15 protein-coding genes and 2 tRNA genes are annotated in these 17,058 nt (G+C 66.8%); 10 read left to right on the top strand and 7 right to left on the bottom strand.

From position 1 onward, the window contains the following. Positions 1-8: 8 nt before the first annotated feature. From M2165_RS23520 to M2165_RS23495, 6 genes are all read right to left on the bottom strand, one after another. A complete protein-coding gene (locus M2165_RS23520; protein ID WP_280816984.1) occupies positions 9-1,070 on the bottom strand; it encodes an acyltransferase in 1,062 nt (353 codons plus the stop codon). A 5-nt stretch (positions 1,071-1,075) separates the two neighbouring features. After that, positions 1,076-2,230 carry a hypothetical protein gene (locus tag M2165_RS23515; RefSeq protein WP_280816983.1) on the bottom strand — a complete coding sequence of 385 codons (1,155 nt, stop codon included), beginning with the start codon at positions 2,228-2,230 and terminating at the stop codon, positions 1,076-1,078. A gap of 233 nt (positions 2,231-2,463) precedes the next feature. Beyond that, positions 2,464-2,541: transfer RNA gene (locus M2165_RS23510), tRNA-Arg, on the bottom strand. A gap of 44 nt (positions 2,542-2,585) precedes the next feature. Then, positions 2,586-2,662 (bottom strand) — tRNA-Pro (locus tag M2165_RS23505). 35 nt (positions 2,663-2,697) lie between these two features. Next, positions 2,698-3,402 (bottom strand): glutathione binding-like protein, encoded by a 705-nt coding sequence (locus tag M2165_RS23500; protein WP_280816982.1) that lies wholly within the window; start codon positions 3,400-3,402, stop codon positions 2,698-2,700. 115 nt (positions 3,403-3,517) lie between these two features. Then, complete coding sequence (locus M2165_RS23495) at positions 3,518-5,197, bottom strand: FAD-dependent oxidoreductase (protein ID WP_280816981.1); 1,680 nt, start codon at positions 5,195-5,197, stop codon at positions 3,518-3,520. A gap of 145 nt (positions 5,198-5,342) precedes the next feature. Here M2165_RS23495 and M2165_RS23490 point away from each other — a divergent pair, with 145 nt between their 5' ends. The 4 genes from M2165_RS23490 (at position 5,343) to M2165_RS23475 (ending at position 9,997) form a co-directional block, all read left to right on the top strand. Further along, positions 5,343-6,209 (top strand): GNAT family N-acyltransferase, encoded by an 867-nt coding sequence (locus M2165_RS23490; protein WP_280816980.1) that lies wholly within the window; start codon positions 5,343-5,345, stop codon positions 6,207-6,209. A gap of 173 nt (positions 6,210-6,382) precedes the next feature. Next, entirely contained in the window at positions 6,383-8,515 is a 2,133-nt protein-coding gene (gene ppk1 / locus M2165_RS23485) for a polyphosphate kinase 1 (protein ID WP_280816979.1), read from the top strand. Positions 8,516-8,534: 19 nt separating this feature from the next. After that, positions 8,535-8,996 carry a histidine phosphatase family protein gene (locus tag M2165_RS23480; protein ID WP_280816978.1) on the top strand — a complete coding sequence of 154 codons (462 nt, stop codon included), beginning with the start codon at positions 8,535-8,537 and terminating at the stop codon, positions 8,994-8,996. A 227-nt stretch (positions 8,997-9,223) separates the two neighbouring features. Then, positions 9,224-9,997: a hypothetical protein gene (locus M2165_RS23475; RefSeq protein WP_280816977.1), complete on the top strand. Its 774-nt coding sequence runs from the start codon at positions 9,224-9,226 to the stop codon at positions 9,995-9,997. Positions 9,998-10,036: 39 nt separating this feature from the next. On the opposite strand, the gene M2165_RS23470 is transcribed toward M2165_RS23475, so the two are convergent. After that, complete coding sequence (locus M2165_RS23470) at positions 10,037-11,551, bottom strand: Ppx/GppA phosphatase family protein (RefSeq protein ID WP_280816976.1); 1,515 nt, start codon at positions 11,549-11,551, stop codon at positions 10,037-10,039. 243 nt (positions 11,552-11,794) lie between these two features. Here M2165_RS23470 and pstS point away from each other — a divergent pair, with 243 nt between their 5' ends. The 6 genes from pstS (at position 11,795) to phoB (ending at position 17,047) form a co-directional block, all read left to right on the top strand. Then, positions 11,795-12,832 (top strand): phosphate ABC transporter substrate-binding protein PstS, encoded by a 1,038-nt coding sequence (gene pstS, locus M2165_RS23465; protein WP_280816975.1) that lies wholly within the window; start codon positions 11,795-11,797, stop codon positions 12,830-12,832. Between the two features lie 187 nt (positions 12,833-13,019). After that, entirely contained in the window at positions 13,020-13,943 is a 924-nt protein-coding gene (gene pstC, locus M2165_RS23460) for a phosphate ABC transporter permease subunit PstC (RefSeq protein WP_280817606.1), read from the top strand. Further along, positions 13,940-14,824 (top strand): phosphate ABC transporter permease PstA, encoded by an 885-nt coding sequence (gene pstA / locus M2165_RS23455; RefSeq protein WP_280816974.1) that lies wholly within the window; start codon positions 13,940-13,942, stop codon positions 14,822-14,824. The genes pstC and pstA overlap by 4 nt, the downstream gene beginning before the upstream one ends. 16 nt (positions 14,825-14,840) lie before the next feature. Then, positions 14,841-15,620, top strand: coding sequence for a phosphate ABC transporter ATP-binding protein PstB (pstB, locus tag M2165_RS23450; protein WP_280816973.1), 780 nt, complete (start codon positions 14,841-14,843; stop codon positions 15,618-15,620). A 16-nt stretch (positions 15,621-15,636) separates the two neighbouring features. Then, positions 15,637-16,338 carry a phosphate signaling complex protein PhoU gene (gene phoU / locus M2165_RS23445; protein ID WP_280816972.1) on the top strand — a complete coding sequence of 234 codons (702 nt, stop codon included), beginning with the start codon at positions 15,637-15,639 and terminating at the stop codon, positions 16,336-16,338. Between the two features lie 16 nt (positions 16,339-16,354). After that, positions 16,355-17,047 carry a phosphate regulon transcriptional regulator PhoB gene (gene phoB, locus M2165_RS23440; RefSeq protein ID WP_280816971.1) on the top strand — a complete coding sequence of 231 codons (693 nt, stop codon included), beginning with the start codon at positions 16,355-16,357 and terminating at the stop codon, positions 17,045-17,047. Positions 17,048-17,058 lie beyond the last annotated feature (11 nt).

The raw sequence follows: 17,058 nt of genomic DNA, 5'->3' as shown, positions 1-17,058 counted from the left end.
GTAAGCCTTCAGGCGGGTTGGCGTGCCGAGCGGCCGATGCGCCCGACCATGCCCCGGAGCCTGTTGGTCAGCGGCAGTTCCACGAGCTTGTAGAGCAGGAACGAGAAGAGGACGGCCGCCACGCAGGCTCCCACGGAGATCGCCAGCACCGCGCCGGGCGACTGCTGCTGCTTCGTCAGGCGCACCGCGATCGGAATGATCACCAGGATGAACGGATGGAAGAGGTACAACGAATACGAGCTGTCGCCGATGCGCAGCATCCACTGCGCCTTCCGCCAGAGTGGGCCGGCCAGCACGATGCCCAGGAACATCAGCGCCACCGGCACCAGCAGCACGAAGCCGCGGATCGGCGAGTTGGACATGCCGCCTTCGACCGCCAGATAGGCCAGGACGGTGCCGACCAGGACCAACAGCGCGGAGAGCACCCGGTTCGGCCGCAGCCAGCGCCGGTGGAAAGCCATGCCGGTCAGCACGCCGGCCGCGAATTCGACGAAGAGCGAGAGGTTGAGCACCTTGGGATCGAGCGCGACCACGCGGCCTGCGAGCGCGATCGCCAGCAGCAGGGCGCAGGCCACCAGCGCGCGGCGGGTGGTGGCCATCGGCATCGCCACCAGGCCCCACAGGATGTAGAACAGCACCTCGTAGGTGAGCGTCCAGCCGTTGTTGACGAGGTAGGGCGCCACCGTGGGCCAGAGCAGGAACGAGGCGGTGACGTCGGTCGGCACGCTCGCGCTGCTGTTGATGAGGCCCGGCTTCACCAGGAAGATGGCCAGCGCCAGCAGCGAAAGGCCCCAGTACAGCGGAAAGATGCGCACCAGCCGCTTCTCGAAGAACTCGGCATGCGTCGTCGGCTTGTGGGCCGTGACGAAATAGATGATGAACCCGCTGATCATGAAGAACAGATCGACCCCGACGATGCCGAAGTCGAAGGGCGGGATGGCGCCGTCGGACAGCGCGGCGGCCTTCTGCGCCGCATGGTGCACCACCACCAGGAGCGCGGCGATGCCTCTGCCGGCCTGGATCGATTCGAGGTAGCGGGAGGTGTCTTCGACGATGGCTTGGGATTTCACCGGAGTCAGGCCCCTTCGGGCGTGGGCGTTGGGGTGGTGGCGAGTGCCTGGGCCTGCATCCGTGCGCGCAGCAGCCGCCGGTTCTGCGCCCGCTCCGCCTGCTGCACCAGCGCCATGGCGGAAAAGACGAGCGGACTGACCATGGCGAAATGGCGCGCAAAGGAACCGAAGTCCGGCTCGAAGATGCCTTCGATGATCAGGAACGACAGCGGCGCGAGCGCGATCTTGCCGGCCTGGATCATTTTCGGATCCTTCGATTTCACGCCTTTGACGATCACGCGAATCATCCAGATGTAGGTAAAAGGCATGATGGCAATGAATGCCAATTGGCCCACCGAGCCGAATCGCAGGAGTTCGAGCGGAAATGCGAGGCGGAAATAGGTGATCAGCGCATTGAGCGCCTGCGCAATCGGATTTTCCGACGCGATCACCGCCTCGATGATGGTGCGCGAGCCTTCGGCGCCGATTTCACGGTTTTCATTCACCTGGGCGCGGGCGAAATCGAGCGAAACACCGAGCGCCACCTGAAAGACCAGCGCCATTGCGATATAGATCAAAAGAATCAGCATCACCAGCCGAAAAACGGTGAGCCGCTTCCGAACCATCCACAAGCCGACCCAGACCGCGCTCACGAGCAGCCAGTACTTGCGGACCATCCAGCCGTAAAGCGTGGCCGTCGCGAGCCAGATCCAGCCGAAATACGAACTCCTCGCCGCCATCACGCAGATGAGGACGACGGTGGCCGACAGCATGTCCTTCGAGAGCACGGAAAGAAAGATCGCGCGGATGAAGCCCCATCCCACAGACACCAGGAACACCCCGAGCGACACGCGCCGGAACTGGAACAGCGGGATCATCGTGAGCGCCACGCTCAGGATCGCGCCAGCGAGCGGAGCGGTTTCTGCGCTGAGGCCGGCCGATTCGAGCAGGAAGGCGCTGCAGGCGTAGGAATTGCGTTCTTCCACCGTGGTGGAAGTCAATTGGCAGGCATCCTCGCCGAAGAAACTCAGCAGCGTGTCCTCGTCCGGGAAATTCGCCGCGGCGGTATCGTGATAAGCAAAAGGTATGACGCCGACCACGAGCGAAAAAAGCAGAAAAACGAGCGCAGATATGCCGGGGTTCACCGGTTTTCCGCGGATGGTCAGAATCGCTAATTTCATTGAAGCTTCGTGGATCGCCGCCCCTGTTTGGAGGGGCCAGAAAGGATACACGGGCTTTGCAACATGCATGCCGCGTTGCAGACGTTTACTTCGTCGGCCGATTCACCACGGACTTGTGACCGCATGCAATTGGCGTTCGGAATTTGCAAAGCCAATAGCGGCGCAGGGGCCGGACGCATCGACGCACGCAGGCGGCGCAAATCCGCTGCGGTGGTGACGAATAAAAAAGGAAGTGGCCTGCCCGGAGGGGGATCGAACCCCCGACAACCTGCTTAGAAGGCAGGTGCTCTATCCAACTGAGCTACGGGCAGAATCCGGGCCGGACAGAAGCGGAAAAGAAAAATACCGAAAGACTTGGTCGGGGCGAAAGGATTCGAACCTTCGACCCTCTGGTCCCAAACCAGATGCGCTACCAGGCTGCGCTACACCCCGACAAGCCTTCCATTCTAGCCTGGATAAAGGGGCGCTCAGCGCCTCTCGTACTGCGTCTTGCCGAAAAGAATCTCGCGTTCCTTGTCGCCGGTGATCGGCTGGCGCAGGTCCGCGAGCACCTGCACGCCGCGCTGCACGGCCGGACGGGCGGCAATGCCGTCGAACCAGGCCTTGAGGTGCGGGTAGTCGCTGAGCGTGATGCCCTGCTTGTCCCAGCTGCGCAGCCACGGAAAGATCGCGATGTCGGCGATCGAGTAGCTCTTGCCGGCGATGAACCTGTTCTTCGACAACTGCCGGTCGATCACGCCGTAGAGGCGCTTGGCCTCGTTGCTGTAGCGGTCGATGGCGTAGGGGATCTTCTCGGGCGCGTACATGCGGAAGTGGTGCGCCTGGCCGAGCATCGGGCCGACGCCGCCCATCTGGAACATGAGCCACTGCAGCACGTCGTAGCGTTCGCGGTCGGTCTCCGGCAGGAACCGGCCGGTCTTGCCCGCCAGATAGACCAGGATGGCGCCCGATTCGAACAGCGAGATCGGCTGGCCGTCCGGCCCGTCGGGATCGGTGATGGCGGGAATCTTGTTGTTCGGGCTGATGCGCAGGAAGTCGGGCGCGAACTGGTCGCCCTTGCCGATGTTGACCGGATGGGCGCGGTAGGGCAGTCCGCACTCCTCCAGCATGATGTGAATCTTGTGGCCGTTGGGCGTGGGCCAGGAATAGACCTCGATGGGCGAAGCGGGCATGTCGCGGCTCTCCGTGTGTGGTTGTGTTCCGAGGGGCGCAGCATATACGCGGCCTCCGCCGTGCGCGCGGCGCGGGGGATTTGCGGGACGCGCAGCGCCGCGCGGACGATGCCGCTCAGGCCACGGCCGAGGCCGATGACAGATGCTGGTGGATCAGCGCGACCACCGCGGCGCCTTCGCCGATGGCGCCGCCCACGCGCTTGACCGAGCCCGAGCGCACGTCGCCCACCGCGAACACGCCCTGGACGCTCGATTCGAGCGGCGCCGCCGGCCGCGCCGGGAAGCCGCCGCTCGCCGCATCGCCGGTGAGCACGAAGCCGTGCTTGTCGACCGAGACGCCGCAGCCTTCGAGCCAGCCGGTTTCGGGTTCGGCGCCGACGAACAGGAAGATGTTGCGTGCCGCGCAGTCGTGCTCGCGCCCGGTGCGCTGGCAGCGCCAGGTGGCACCGGTCAGGCCCTCGTTCGGCCCGCCGTTGAGCTTCACGAGCTGGGTGTGCGGATGCAGCTCGATGTTGGGCGTGGCCTCGATGCGGTCGATCAGGTAGCGCGACATGCTCGCCGCCAGCGAGGGTCCGCGCACCAGCACGTTGACCTTGGCCGCATGGCGCGACAGGAACACGGCCGCCTGGCCCGCCGAATTGCCGCCGCCGACCAGCGCGACCTCCTGCCGGGCGCAGAGCTTGGCTTCGATGGCCGAGGCCCAGTACCAGATGCCTCGGCCTTCGAATTCCGCCAGCCGCGGCACGTCGGGACGCCGGTAGCGCGCGCCGCTCGCGATCACCACCGTGCGGGCGCGGATCGCGCGGCCGTCGGTCAGCGTGATCCGCAGGTTGCGCTCGGGGTTGTCGCGCGTGCAGTCGAGCGACTCTGCCTGGGCCGGAATCAGCATGTCGACGCCGAACTTCTGGGCCTGCACGAACGCGCGTCCCGCCAGCGCCTGGCCCGAGATGCCGGTGGGAAAGCCCAGGTAGTTCTCGATGCGCGCGCTCGCGCCGGCCTGGCCGCCGAAGGCGCGGCAGTCGAGCACGATCACGCGCAGGCCCTCGGAGGCCGCATACACCGCCGTTGCCAGGCCGGCCGGCCCGGCACCGACCACGGCGACGTCGAACGCCTCCTCGCGCTCGGCGGTGTCGAGCATGCCGAGGCAGCGCGCGAGCGCATCTTCGGCCGGGTTCACCAGCACCGAGCCGTCGGGGCACACCGCGAGCAGCTTGCAGGTGCCGTACTGTTCGAGCAGCGCGGCGGCGTCCGGGTCCTCGGCCGCGTCGACGAGGTGGTAGGGGTGGCCGTTGCGGCGCAGGAAATTCTCCAGCCGCGCCATGTCGGGCGAGGCCGGCTTGCCGATCAGCACCGGCCCGCTCGCGCCTGACTCGATCAGCGCCACGCGACGCAGGATCAGGGCGCGCGTGATGCGTTCGCCCAGGTCGGCTTCGGCCACCAGCAGCGCGCGCAGTTGCGCGGGCGGCACGAGCAGCGCCTCGACGTCCTCGTCGGCATGGCCGTCGACCAGCGCGGGGCGGCCGCTCAACTGGCCCACTTCGGCCAGGAACTCGCCGGGTCCCTGCCGCACGATCGGCACCACGTGGCCGAGACCGTCACGCTGCGTGACCGCGACGACGCCCTTGAGCAGCACGAACATGCCCGGACTGGTCTCGCCCGCGGTGAACAGGCGCTCGCCGCGGGCGAAGTGCTGCACCGTCGCGAAGCGGGCGACGCGCGCGATCTCGGCGTCGCTGAGCACCGGAAAGGTCTGGTGGAGTCGGTTGTCGAAACTGCTGTTTGCGGCGGTCGCCATGTCGAAGGCTCCATGTCGGGAAGCCCGCATTAGACCTCCAAGGCGGGGCTTTCATACGCTGTAACACGGTCATGCAATTGCCATGCCGCTGACATGCCGCTTTCACCACAGGTGCAGAGACTCCGTGGGCAGAAAGGGATCCCGCATGAAAGAACTGCCCAATCCGACGTTCCCGCTCTCGCAGCTCGGACTGCGTGCCGCCATCTGGCCCGCACCCAGCCTGCCGCGCACGCAGGTGCCCGAGGCGCCCGCGGCGGTTCTGGTGCCGCCGGTCGTCGACGCGAAGCAGGGCATCACCGTGGGTTGGGCGCGCCACCTCGACGACGTGCGCGCGGCGCAGCGCCTGCGCTACGAGGTGTTCGTCGGCGAAATGGGTGCCCGCGTGAGCACGCCGATCGCCGGGCACGACGTCGACCTGTTCGACGACTTCTGCGAGCATCTGGTGGTGCGCGACGAGCTCACGCAGCAGGTGATCGGCACCTACCGCGTGCTCACGCCGGCCCAGGCGCGCCGCGTGGGCAGCACCTACAGCGACACCGAGTTCGACCTGACCCGGCTGCGCGACCTGCGCGAACGCATGGTCGAGCTGGGCCGCAGCTGCGTGCATCCGGCACACCGGCAGGGCGGGGTGATCCTCGCGCTGTGGGGCGCGCTCGCGGGCTTCATGCACCGCAACAAGCTCGACACCATGATCGGCTGCGCCAGCATTCCGATGTCACACAACGGCGTGACCAGCGGCGACGCCGCCGCCAGCATCTGGCGCCAGCTCTCGGCCACGCACATGGCACCGATCCAGTACCAGGTGCAGCCTCGCCTGCCGCTGCCGATCGAGCGGCTCGACAGCGCGCTCGACGTCGAGCCGCCGGCGCTGATCAAAGGCTACCTGCGCCTGGGCGCCAAGGTGCTGGGCGCGCCGGCCTGGGATCCGGACTTCAACACCGCGGACCTGCCGATGCTGATGCGCATCGACGACCTGCCCGCGCGCTACCGCAAGCATTTCCTCGGCGCATGAAGCCAGCGGCCGCCCGGCCCGACGCCGGGCCGCCTGCCTCTACCGATGACACGGCGGTGCAGCACCACCTCCCGCCGTCACCGCAGAGTCACGAAAACGTCACAAACGATGGTGACACTGTCATATTTCCGTCTTCGTGTGCTCCCGTGCCGCTTGCTCCAGAATCAGTCCCCATGGAATCTGCTCCCGCTGGCCCACCGGTCGCGGCCTCGGCATTCAAGCTGCTCGATCGCGACCACAGCATCCTGTCTTTCAACGAGCGTGTGCTTGACTGGGCGCGCCGGCCCGAGGTGCCGCTGATCGAACGGCTGCGCTACCTGTGCATCGTGTCGTCGAACCTCGACGAGTTCTTTGAAGTCCGCGCCGCACCGCACCTGATCGCCCGCGGCGCCGGCGACCAGAAGGGCGCCTACACGGTCGGTTCGTTCGAGCGCCTCGCCGAGACGGCGCATGCGCTGGTGGCGCGCCAGTACGCGCTCTACAACGACGAGCTGATGCCGACGTTCGCGACCCACGGCATCCACATCGTCTCGCACGGCGAGCGCACCCCGGCGCAGCGCAAGTGGGTCAGTGAGTATTTCGAGCGCGAGGTGCGGCCGCTGCTGATTCCCGTGGGGCTGGACCCGGCGCATCCGTTTCCGCAGGTCGCCAACAAGTCGCTCAACTTCATCGTGCGGCTCGGCGGCAAGGATGCCTTCGGCCGCGAGAACCCGATCCAGATCGTCAAGGTGCCGCGCGTGCTGCCGCGGGTGATCCGCATGCCGGCCAAGGTCTCGGACGGCAAGACGCTGTTCGTGGCGCTCTCGAGCGTGGTGCGCGCGCACCTGTCGGGCATGTTCCCCGGACGCGAGGTCGGCGATTTCTCGCAGTTCCGCGTGACGCGCCATTCCGACCTCGCGGTGGACGAGGAAGACGTCAAGAACCTGCGCACCGCCTTGCGCCAGGGGCTGCAGCACCGCCATTTCGGACAGGCCGTGCGGCTCGAGGTGTCGGCGAGCTGCGCCGAGTCGCTCGCGAGCTTCCTGCTCGCGCAGTTCAACCTGCCGCCGCAGGCGCTCTACCGCGTGCATGGCCCGGTCAACCTCGCGCGGCTCACGCAGCTGATCGACCTGCTCGAAGAGCCGCAGCTGCGCTTTCCGCCCTACACCGCCTCCTATCCGGTCACGCTCTCGCCCGCGCAGTCCTTCTTCGAGCGCCTGCAGCGCGGCGACGTGCTGATCCACCAGCCCTTCGAGAGCTTCGACGGCGTGCTGGCCTTCCTGCGGGAAGCCGTGGAAGACCCGCAGGTGCTCGCGATCAAGCAGACCATCTACCGCACCGGCGCCGATTCGGAACTCATGGACCTGCTGCGCGAGGCAGTGCGCCGCGGCAAGGAAGTGACGGTGGTGGTGGAGCTCAAGGCCCGCTTCGACGAGGAAGCCAACATCAACTGGGCCGAGATGCTCGAGTCCATCGGCGCGCAGGTGGTCTACGGCGTGGTCGGCCTCAAGACGCACGCCAAGATGCTGCTGGTGACACGCCGCGAGGGCAAGCAGATGCGCCGCTACGGGCACCTGTCCACCGGCAACTACAACCCGCGCACCGCCCGGCTCTACACCGACATCAGCCATCTCACGGCCGATCCGCTGCTGACCGCCGACATGGAGGCGGTGTTCGTCCATCTGGCCAGCCAGAGCCGCTTGCCGAAGCTCAACCGCATGTGGCTCGCGCCCTTCGACCTGCACCGCAACCTCGTGGCGCAGATCGATGCGCTGAGCCTCGCGGCCGCCACCGGCGAGCCCACGCGCATCGTCGCCAAGATGAATGCGCTGACCGACGAGGAGCTCGTGGCGGCTCTGATCCGCGCCGGGCAGAACGGCGTGAAGATCGACCTGATCGTGCGCGGCGCGTGCACGCTGCCGGCGCAGGTGGCGGGGCTGACCGACAACATCCGCGTGCGCTCGGTGATCGGGCGCTTCCTCGAGCATTCGCGAGTCTTCTATTTCCGCGTGGGCGAGGAGGAATCGCTCTATCTGTCGAGCGCCGACTGGATGAACCGCAACATGATGCGCCGGGTCGAACTCGCGTGGCCGGTGACCGATCCCAGCCTGCGCCAGCGCCTGATCGACGAATGCCTGGTGGCCTACCTGCACGACGGCCGCGACGCCTGGGACCTCGGCGGCGACGGCATCTACACCCGCGTGGACCACGACACTCACGCCGGGGAGACCGGCGCCTCGCGGGCCATCGAGGCGCACGGAGCGCAGACCGCGCTCATGAATCGTTATGCATCGCGAGGGCATCACCCCGATGCATCGGGCAACTGACGATCGAAAGACGATGACCATGGACTTGATCTTCTGGCGCCATGCCGAAGCCGAGGACTGGACCGAGGGCTGCGACGACCTGCAGCGTTCGTTGACGCCCCGCGGCGAGAAGCAGGCCAAGCGCATGGCGAGCTGGCTCGACCGGCAATTGCCCGACGGCACGCGCATCATCTGCAGCCCGGCGCGGCGTTGCGAGCAGACCGTGCTCGCGCTCGGCCGCAAGTACAAGCTGCGCTCGGAGCTCGCACCCGACACCAATGCCGAGGCCATGCTGGCTGCGGCCGGGTGGCCCAACGGCAAGTCGGTCGTGCTGATGGTCGGCCATCAGCCGTCGGTGGGGCAGGCGATCTCGCTGCTGCTCGGGCTCAAGCAGGACAGCTGTCCGGTCCGCAAGGGCGCGCTGTGGTGGATCCGCACCCGCGAGCGCGACGGCGACGTGCAGACCGTGGTCGTCACGGTGCAGTCGCCCGAGCTGATCTGAGCCTGCGTCGGAGCGAAGAATTCGCTCAGATCTGTAAACTAATTGACGAATTTCATGGGGACGCGGCAGCGGTATGTAGGCACAATGACTGTGCCAGATGCATTTAGTCACAACTTGCATCGATAACTTACAACCACAAGGCGATTGCACGGCAAACGCCTTGGGCGCCGCGAGTCAGCGGGCATCGGATGGCGGGCTGGCGCAGCCGCCTTCCACCGCGAGCGCCCATGAAAACGCTGGTTTCCCTGCTGTCTGCAGCAGCCGTTCTTCTTCTCCTGCCGGGTTGTGCCGCCACGCACGCGCCCGATGCCGCCCCGCAGGTCCGCCACGACCTCACGCGTTCGGTCACGAAGATCGAACTCGTCTACAACGACGAGGATCGGCTGACGGTCATGGACGGCGGCGGCTCGGCGATCGTGGGCTGGGCCGGGGTCTTCGGACCGGTCGGCACGCTGGTCGCGCTGGGCGTGGAGGTCGGCACCCGCGTCACGCGCGAAGACCGCATCGAGCGGCGCAGCGGGGAGTTCACCACCGCGGTCAAGAAGAGCGGGGCGGCTTCGCTCAACCGGCATTTCGCGGAGCTGCTCGCGGCGCGCCTGCGCGCGGGCGGCCGCGAAGTCCGCATCACCCCCGTGCCGCGCGTGGACCGGTTGCTCGACGTGCTGCAGGTGCCCGACTTCCAGCCGACCCCGGGCTACAGCACCCTGGTGGTTCGCGTCACCACCACCTACGGGGCGCCCGACATCACGTCGAGCTACAAGCCCTTCGTTGCGATCGAACAGTCGCTGAAGAACGAGCAGCAGGCGGTGCTGTTCCAGACCACGCACACGTCCGACCTCGAAGAGCCGGCCTTCCTGGCCTACGACGGGTTGCTGCAGGACACCGCCAAGGCCCAGGACGGCCTGCGCCGCGGGCTCTCGCAGATCCTCCAGCCGGCCTATGCCGGCATGTTCGGCCAGGACGCGTCGTCGCAGCTCGCGGCGCGGACCGAAGCCCGGTGAGCCGGTTCCGGTGCGCCCGCGAAGGGGAGCACCTGGCGTTCAGCTGAGTTCGACGCGCCAGCTGCTGGTCTTCTGCCAGGCCAGCACTTCCTCCCGCAGCAGGTGGGCCGACTGCGGATAGGCCTCCGCCCAGTCCGGTGCGCAGGCGATCGTGAAGGCGCGGGCACCCAGTGCCACCAGATTCAGCGCCCGGACGTCGGGATCGCGGCGCGCGTGGCACAGGATGACGGCGAGGCGCAGCGAGAGCAGCTGCATCACGAAGGTCTCGTCCTCGAGCGCGGCATCGAGCTTGCGCAGCTTGCCGCGCTGCCCCAGCACCAGTTGCGCGAGCGCATGCAGCTCGTTCACGGCAAAGCCGGGCGCATCGGTGTTGTCGAGGATGTAGGCGCCGTGCTTGTGATAGTCGCTGTGCGACACCAGCGTGCCGATCTCGTGCAACTGGGCGGCCCACCCGAGCTTGCGCAGCGCGCGGCCGGCACGGGTGCCGGTGCTGCCCCCGCGCGCCGCGGGCATGAGCTGCACGAACAGCGCCGCCGCGGTGTCGCCCACGCGCCGGGCCTGCGCCGCATCGACCGAGAACCGGCTCGCGAGCCGCGCGACGGTGGCGGTGCGCAGGTCGGCCACGCTTTCGTCGCGCTCCAGCAGCTCATAGAGCACGCCGTGGCGCAGGGCGCCCTGGGCGACCTTCATTTCCTCGATGCCGAGCAGGTCGAACACCGCGCGAAGCACGCTCACGCCGCCGCCGATCACGGCCTTGCGGTCTTCGCGCATGCCGTCGATGCGCAGCTTGTCGGCGCTGCCGGCCTTGAGCAGCCGGTCGACCAGCCAGTCGAGTCCGTCGCGCGTGATCAGCCCCAGCTCGCCGCCGGCCGCGGCCAGCACGTCGCCCACCGCGCCGATGGTGCCCGAGGCGCCGTAGGCGACGTCCCAGCGCTCGCGGCCGTAGCCTGAAAGTGCATCGTCGAGCACCGCCTTGGCCGCGACCTCGGCGGCGCGAAATGCGGCGGGCGTGAACAGGCCTTCGGCGAAGTGCTTCATCGACCAGGCGACGCTGCCCACGCGGTACGACTCCATCAGCTCGGCCTGCAGCGCACGGCCGATGATCATTTCGGTGGACCGTCCGCCGATGTCCACCACGAGCCGCCGTTCCCGGTCCGAGGCATCGGTGTGCGGCAGCATGTGCGCCACGCCCTGGTAGATCAGGCGGGCTTCCTCCCGGCCCGGGATCACGTCGATGCCGAAGCCCAGGATGGTGCGCGCGCGCAGCAGGAATTCCTCGCGGTTGCGTGCCTCGCGCAGCGTCTGGGTGGCCACGGCACGCACCTGCGAGCGCTTGAAGCCCGCCAGCCGCTCGCCGAAGCGGGCGAGGGCGTCCCAGCCGCGCTGCATGGCTTCGGGCGTGAGGTTGCGGGCGCTGTCGAGCCCGTTGCCCTGGCGCACCGTCTCCTTGAGGTATTCGGTGCGATGGATCTGGCCGTGGTCGACCTGGCCGATTTCGAGCCTGAAGCTGTTCGATCCGAGATCGACAGCGGCGAGGCGGGTGCCGTTTTGCATGTAGTTGTGTGGAGAGGGGGCAGTGCCTGGGATCGTAGCGCCCAAACGGTGGGCTTCGTCGTCGGCGGGGGGCTTCGGAAGGCTAGGCGTGCCACATGACGGTTCCGTGACAGCGTCACACAAGCCCGATCGAAAACAGCCGCATTTCCCTCGACAGGAGGGTGTCACACCGATGTCACACAAGCTTTCTAGAGTCCGTCCAAGCCCGAAGGGGGACTACTTCTTACTTCTAAAGGAAGCGATATGAAAGCAACGTTCAAATTTGCAGCTGCCGGCCTCGTGGCCGCGGCTTTCGCCCATGTGCCCGCCTTCGCGCAGGACGTGACGGGTGCCGGCGCCAGCTTCCCGGCGCCGCTCTATGCCAAGTGGGCTTCCGACTTCAACAAGGCCACCGGCGTCAAGATCAACTACCAGTCGGTCGGTTCGGGTGCCGGCCTCAAGCAGATCGAGGCCAAGACCGTCGATTTCGGCGCTTCCGACGCCCCCCTGAAGGACGAGGACCTCCAGGCCAAGGGCCTGATGCAGTTCCCCACCGTCATCGGCGGCGTGATTCCCGTCGTGAACATCCAGGGCATCAAGCCGGGCGAGCTGAAGCTCAACGGCCAGGTGCTGGGCGACATCTACCTCGGCAAGATCACCAAGTGGAACGACCCCGCCATCAAGGCGCTGAACGGTTCGCTGGCGCTGCCTGACGCCGCCATCGCGCCGGTCCGCCGCGCCGACGGTTCGGGCACCAGCTTCCTGTTCACCAACTACCTGAGCAAGGTCAACGCCGAGTGGAAGACCAAGGTCGGCGAAGGCACGGCAGTCAACTGGCCCACCGGCGCGGGTGGCAAGGGCAACGAAGGCGTCGCCGCGTTCGTGGGCCGCCTGCCCAACTCGATCGGCTACGTCGAGTACGCCTACGTCAAGCAGAACAAGATGACCTACGCCCAGCTGCAGAACGCGGCCGGCAACTTCGTCTCGCCCGAAGACACCGCGTTCAAGGCCGCCGCCGCCGGCGCCGACTGGAGCAAGAGCTTCTACCAGGTGCTGACCAACCAGGCCGGCAAGGACGCCTGGCCGATCACCGGCGCCACCTTCATCCTGATGCACAAGGCACAGGAGAAGCCCGCCAACGCGACGACCGTGCTGAAGTTCTTCGACTGGGCCTACAAGAGCGGCGACAAGACGGCCGACGAGCTCGACTACGTGCCGATGCCCGACACCGTGAAGGCCACGATCGTCAAGGCATGGGGTGAGATCAAGGACGCTTCGGGCAAGCCGATCGCCTACAAGTAAGCCCATCCATCCAGTCCCGGACGGCGCACCCATGAGCAGCACTTCGCTCGAGGATGCGCCGCCTTCGTCTTTGTCGGAGCGACCCGTGTCATCCACTTTTCCTGCCTCCGCTTCCACGCTCGACCTCGCTGCCGAGCGCGGCCGCGCCGCCGCCCCCCAGCCCGTGAAGGCGCCGCGTTCGGGCCCGATGGCCGACCGCCTGTTCGGCTGGGCCGCCAAGGGCGCCGCGCTGCTGACGCTCGCGATGCTGATCGGCATCCTGCTGTCGCTGATCGCCGGCGCCTGGCCCGCCATCTCGAAATACGGCCTGGGCTTCCTCACGAGCAGCGTGTGGGACCCGGTGCAGAACGAGTACGGCGGCCTGGTCATGATCTACGGCACGCTGGCCACCTCGATCATCGCGCTGGTGATCGCGGTGCCGGTGAGCTTCGGCATCGCGCTGTTCCTCACCGAACTGTCGCCCAACTGGCTCAAGCGCCCGCTGGGCACGGCCATCGAACTGCTCGCGGCGGTGCCGTCCATCGTCTACGGCATGTGGGGCCTGCTGGTGTTCGGCCCGATCCTTTCCACCTGGGTGCAGCAGCCGCTGCAGAAGCTGCTCAGCGGCGTGCCCTACCTCGGCGCGCTGGTGTCCGGGCCGCCGGTGGGCATCGGCATTCTGTCGGCCGGCATCATCCTCGCGATCATGATCATCCCGTTCATCGCCTCGGTGATGCGCGACGTGTTCGAGGTGACGCCGCCCCTGCTCAAGGAGTCGGCCTACGGCCTCGGCTCCACGACCTGGGAAGTGGTCTCCAAGGTGGTGCTGCCCTACACCAAGGCCGGCGTGATCGGCGGCATCATGCTCGGCCTCGGCCGGGCGCTCGGTGAAACCATGGCGGTCACCTTCGTGATCGGCAACATGAACCAACTCAATTCGCTGTCGGTGTTCGAGGCAGCCAACAGCATCACCTCGGCACTGGCCAACGAGTTCGCCGAAGCCGGCGCGGGCCTGCACCAGGCGGCGCTGATGTATCTCGGCCTGGTGCTGTTCTTCATCACCTTCGTCGTGCTGTCGCTGTCCAAGATGCTGCTGGCCCAGATGAAGAAGAGCGAAGGAACCAAATCGTGAGCACCGCGCAGAACCTCGTGAATGCCAAGGCGATTTCCGAAGCGCGCCAGGCCAAGTTCGCCGCGCGCAACCGGCTCAACAAGGTCGCGCTGACGCTCTCGCTCGCGGCGATGGCGTTCGGCGTCTTCTGGCTGATCTGGATCCTCTGGGAAACGCTGCGCCTGGGTCTCGGCGGCCTGGCGATCGCCACCTTCACCGAAATGACGCCGCCGCCGAACGAGGCGGGCGGCATCGCGAATGCGATCTTCGGCTCCTCCGTGATGGTGCTCCTCGCCACCTTCGTGGGCACGCCGATCGGCATCATGGCCGGCATCTACCTCGCGGAGTACAACCCGAAGGGCTGGCTGGCTTCGGTCACGCGTTTCGTCAACGACATCCTGCTGTCGGCACCGTCGATCGTGATCGGCCTGTTCGTGTATGCGGTGGTGGTGGCGTACTTCAAGACCTTCTCGGGTCTGGCCGGTGCGCTGGCGCTGGCGCTGATCGTGATCCCGGTGGTGATCCGCACCACCGAGAACATGCTGCAGCTGGTGCCGCCCGGGCTGCGTGAAGCGGCCTATGCGCTCGGCACGCCGAAGTGGAAGGTGATCCTGAGCATCACGCTGCGCGCCGCACGCGCCGGTGTGGTCACGGGCGTGCTGCTCGCCGTGGCGCGCATCGCGGGCGAAACGGCGCCGCTGCTCTTCACCGCGCTGAACAACCAGTTCTGGACCTCCGACCTGAGCCAGCCGATGGCCAGCCTGCCGGTCACGATCTTCAAGTTCGCAATGAGCCCCTACGAGAACTGGCAACAACTGGCGTGGGCCGGCGTGTTCCTGATCACCGTCGCGGTGCTCGCACTCAACATCCTGGCGCGCGTGCTGACGCGCAACAAACTCTGATTCAAGAAGAAGCACCATGCCAAACACCGTCGCACAACCGTCGCCCTCGAAGATCTCGGTCAAGGACCTGAACTTCTACTACGGCAAGTTCCATGCGCTCAAGGGCATCAACCTCGAGATTCCCGAGAACAAGGTCACGGCCTTCATCGGTCCGTCGGGTTGCGGCAAGTCGACCCTGCTGCGCACCTTCAACCGCATGTTCGAGCTCTATCCCGAGCAGCGCGCCGAGGGCGTGATCGCGCTCGACGGCGAGAACCTGCTCACCTCCAAGCAGGACGTGGCGCTGATCCGCGCCAAGGTCGGCATGGTGTTCCAGAAGCCCACGCCGTTCCCGATGTCGATCTACGACAACATCGCGTTCGGCGTGAAGCTGTTCGAGAATCTCAGCGCGAGCGAGATGGACGACCGCGTGGAGTGGGCGCTCAAGAAGGCCGCGCTCTGGACCGAAGTGCGCGACAAGCTGCAGCAGAGCGGCTCGGGCCTCTCCGGCGGCCAGCAGCAGCGCCTGTGCATCGCGCGCGGCATCGCGATCAAGCCCGAGGTGCTGCTGCTCGACGAACCCTGCTCGGCGCTCGACCCGATCTCGACCGCGAAGATCGAGGAGCTGATCGCCGAACTCAAGAACGAATACACCGTGGTCATCGTGACGCACAACATGCAGCAGGCGGCGCGCTGCAGCGACTACACCGCCTACATGTACCTGGGCGACCTGATCGAGTTCGGCGCCACCGAACAGATGTTCTTCAAGCCGCAGCGCAAGGAGACCGAGGACTACATCACCGGCCGTTTCGGTTGAAGTCAAAGGAGACAACATGACCGAGAAACACCTTTCCAGCCAGTTCGACAGCGAACTCAACGGCGTCTCGTCGCGCGTGATGGAGCTCGGCGGCATGGTCGAGTCGCAGATCCATCAGGCCGTCTACGCGCTGCTGCAGTTCGACCCCGAGGCCGCCGACCGCGTGATGGAAACCGAGACGCGCGTCAACGCGATGGAGATCGAGATCGACCGCGAGCTGTCGTCGATCATCGCGCGCCGCCAGCCGACCGCACGCGACCTGCGCCTGCTGATCGCGATCTCCAAGACCACCGCCAACCTCGAGCGCGTGGGCGACGAGGCCAACAAGATCGCGCGCATGGTCAAGTCGATCATCGAGAGCGGTTCGGCGCGCGCGCTGCCGTCGAACGAGCTGCGCATCGCCGCCGACCTCGCCTCGGGCCTGCTGCGCACCGCGCTCGACGCCTTCGCGCGCCTCGACACGGCCGCGGCGCTGTCGATCCTCAAGGACGACGACCTGATCGACAAGGAATTCGACGGCTTCGTGCGCAAGCTGGTCACCTACATGATGGAAGACCCCCGCACCATCTCCGCCAGCCTCGACCTGCTGTTCCTCGCGAAGGCGATCGAGCGCATCGGCGACCACGCAAAGAACATTGCCGAATTCATCATCTACATCGTCAAGGGCGCCGATGTGCGGCACACTTCGATGCAGGAAATCGAATCGGCGCTGCAGTGAGCGCAGCCTGGAAAGCATGAAGAAACCCCGAGTCCTGATCGTCGAAGACGAGTCTTCGATCGCCGAGCTGATCGCCGTCAACCTGCGCCACAACGGCTTCGAGCCGATCTGGTCGGAAGACGGCGCCGCCGCACAGCGCGAGATCGAAGCCTTCCTGCCGGACCTGATCCTGCTCGACTGGATGCTGCCGGGCCAGAGCGGCCTGCAGCTCGCACGCCAGTGGCGCAAGGACGCGCGCACCAAGGCCATCCCGATCCTGATGCTGACGGCGCGCGGCGACGAGCCCGACAAGGTGGCCGGCCTCGACGCCGGCGCCGACGACTACATCACCAAGCCTTTCTCGACCCAGGAAATGCTCGCGCGCATCCGCGCCGTGCTGCGCCGCCGCGCGCCCGAAGTCGTGACCGAGCGCGTCGAGATCGGCGAACTGGTGCTCGACACCGCGACGCACCGCGTGACCTGGCAAGGCAACCCGCTCAAGGTCGGCCCGACCGAATTCAAGCTGCTGGCCTACCTGATGCAGCATGCCGAGCGCGTGCACAGCCGCGCGCAACTGCTCGACAAGGTGTGGGGCGACCATGTCTACATCGAGGAGCGCACGGTCGACGTGCACGTGAAGCGGCTGCGCGAGTCGCTGGGCGCCGCTTCGCCGATGGTCGAGACGGTGCGCGGCGCCGGCTATCGCCTGACCGCCCAGGTCACGGTTTGAGGCGCGTGGTC

The organism is Variovorax sp. TBS-050B, from assembly GCF_029893635.1.
In the GTDB taxonomy this organism is placed as follows: Bacteria; Pseudomonadota; Gammaproteobacteria; order Burkholderiales; family Burkholderiaceae_C; genus Variovorax.
Note: the sequence above shows the minus strand (reverse complement) of the source record. Positions and strands in the feature narration are given on the sequence as shown.

Coding starts and splice junctions, on each gene's coding strand:
- M2165_RS23490 (WP_280816980.1), top strand. CDS start 5,343: ATGAAAGAACTGCCCAATCCGACGTTCCCGCTCTCGCAGCTCGGACTG.
- M2165_RS23470 (WP_280816976.1), bottom strand. CDS start 11,551: ATGCAAAACGGCACCCGCCTCGCCGCTGTCGATCTCGGATCGAACAGC.
- pstC (WP_280817606.1), top strand. CDS start 13,020: ATGGCCGACCGCCTGTTCGGCTGGGCCGCCAAGGGCGCCGCGCTGCTG.
- M2165_RS23480 (WP_280816978.1), top strand. CDS start 8,535: ATGGACTTGATCTTCTGGCGCCATGCCGAAGCCGAGGACTGGACCGAG.
- pstB (WP_280816973.1), top strand. CDS start 14,841: ATGCCAAACACCGTCGCACAACCGTCGCCCTCGAAGATCTCGGTCAAG.
- phoB (WP_280816971.1), top strand. CDS start 16,355: ATGAAGAAACCCCGAGTCCTGATCGTCGAAGACGAGTCTTCGATCGCC.
- M2165_RS23475 (WP_280816977.1), top strand. CDS start 9,224: ATGAAAACGCTGGTTTCCCTGCTGTCTGCAGCAGCCGTTCTTCTTCTC.
- pstS (WP_280816975.1), top strand. CDS start 11,795: ATGAAAGCAACGTTCAAATTTGCAGCTGCCGGCCTCGTGGCCGCGGCT.
- phoU (WP_280816972.1), top strand. CDS start 15,637: ATGACCGAGAAACACCTTTCCAGCCAGTTCGACAGCGAACTCAACGGC.
- M2165_RS23495 (WP_280816981.1), bottom strand. CDS start 5,197: ATGGCGACCGCCGCAAACAGCAGTTTCGACAACCGACTCCACCAGACC.
- M2165_RS23500 (WP_280816982.1), bottom strand. CDS start 3,402: ATGCCCGCTTCGCCCATCGAGGTCTATTCCTGGCCCACGCCCAACGGC.
- M2165_RS23515 (WP_280816983.1), bottom strand. CDS start 2,230: ATGAAATTAGCGATTCTGACCATCCGCGGAAAACCGGTGAACCCCGGC.
- ppk1 (WP_280816979.1), top strand. CDS start 6,383: ATGGAATCTGCTCCCGCTGGCCCACCGGTCGCGGCCTCGGCATTCAAG.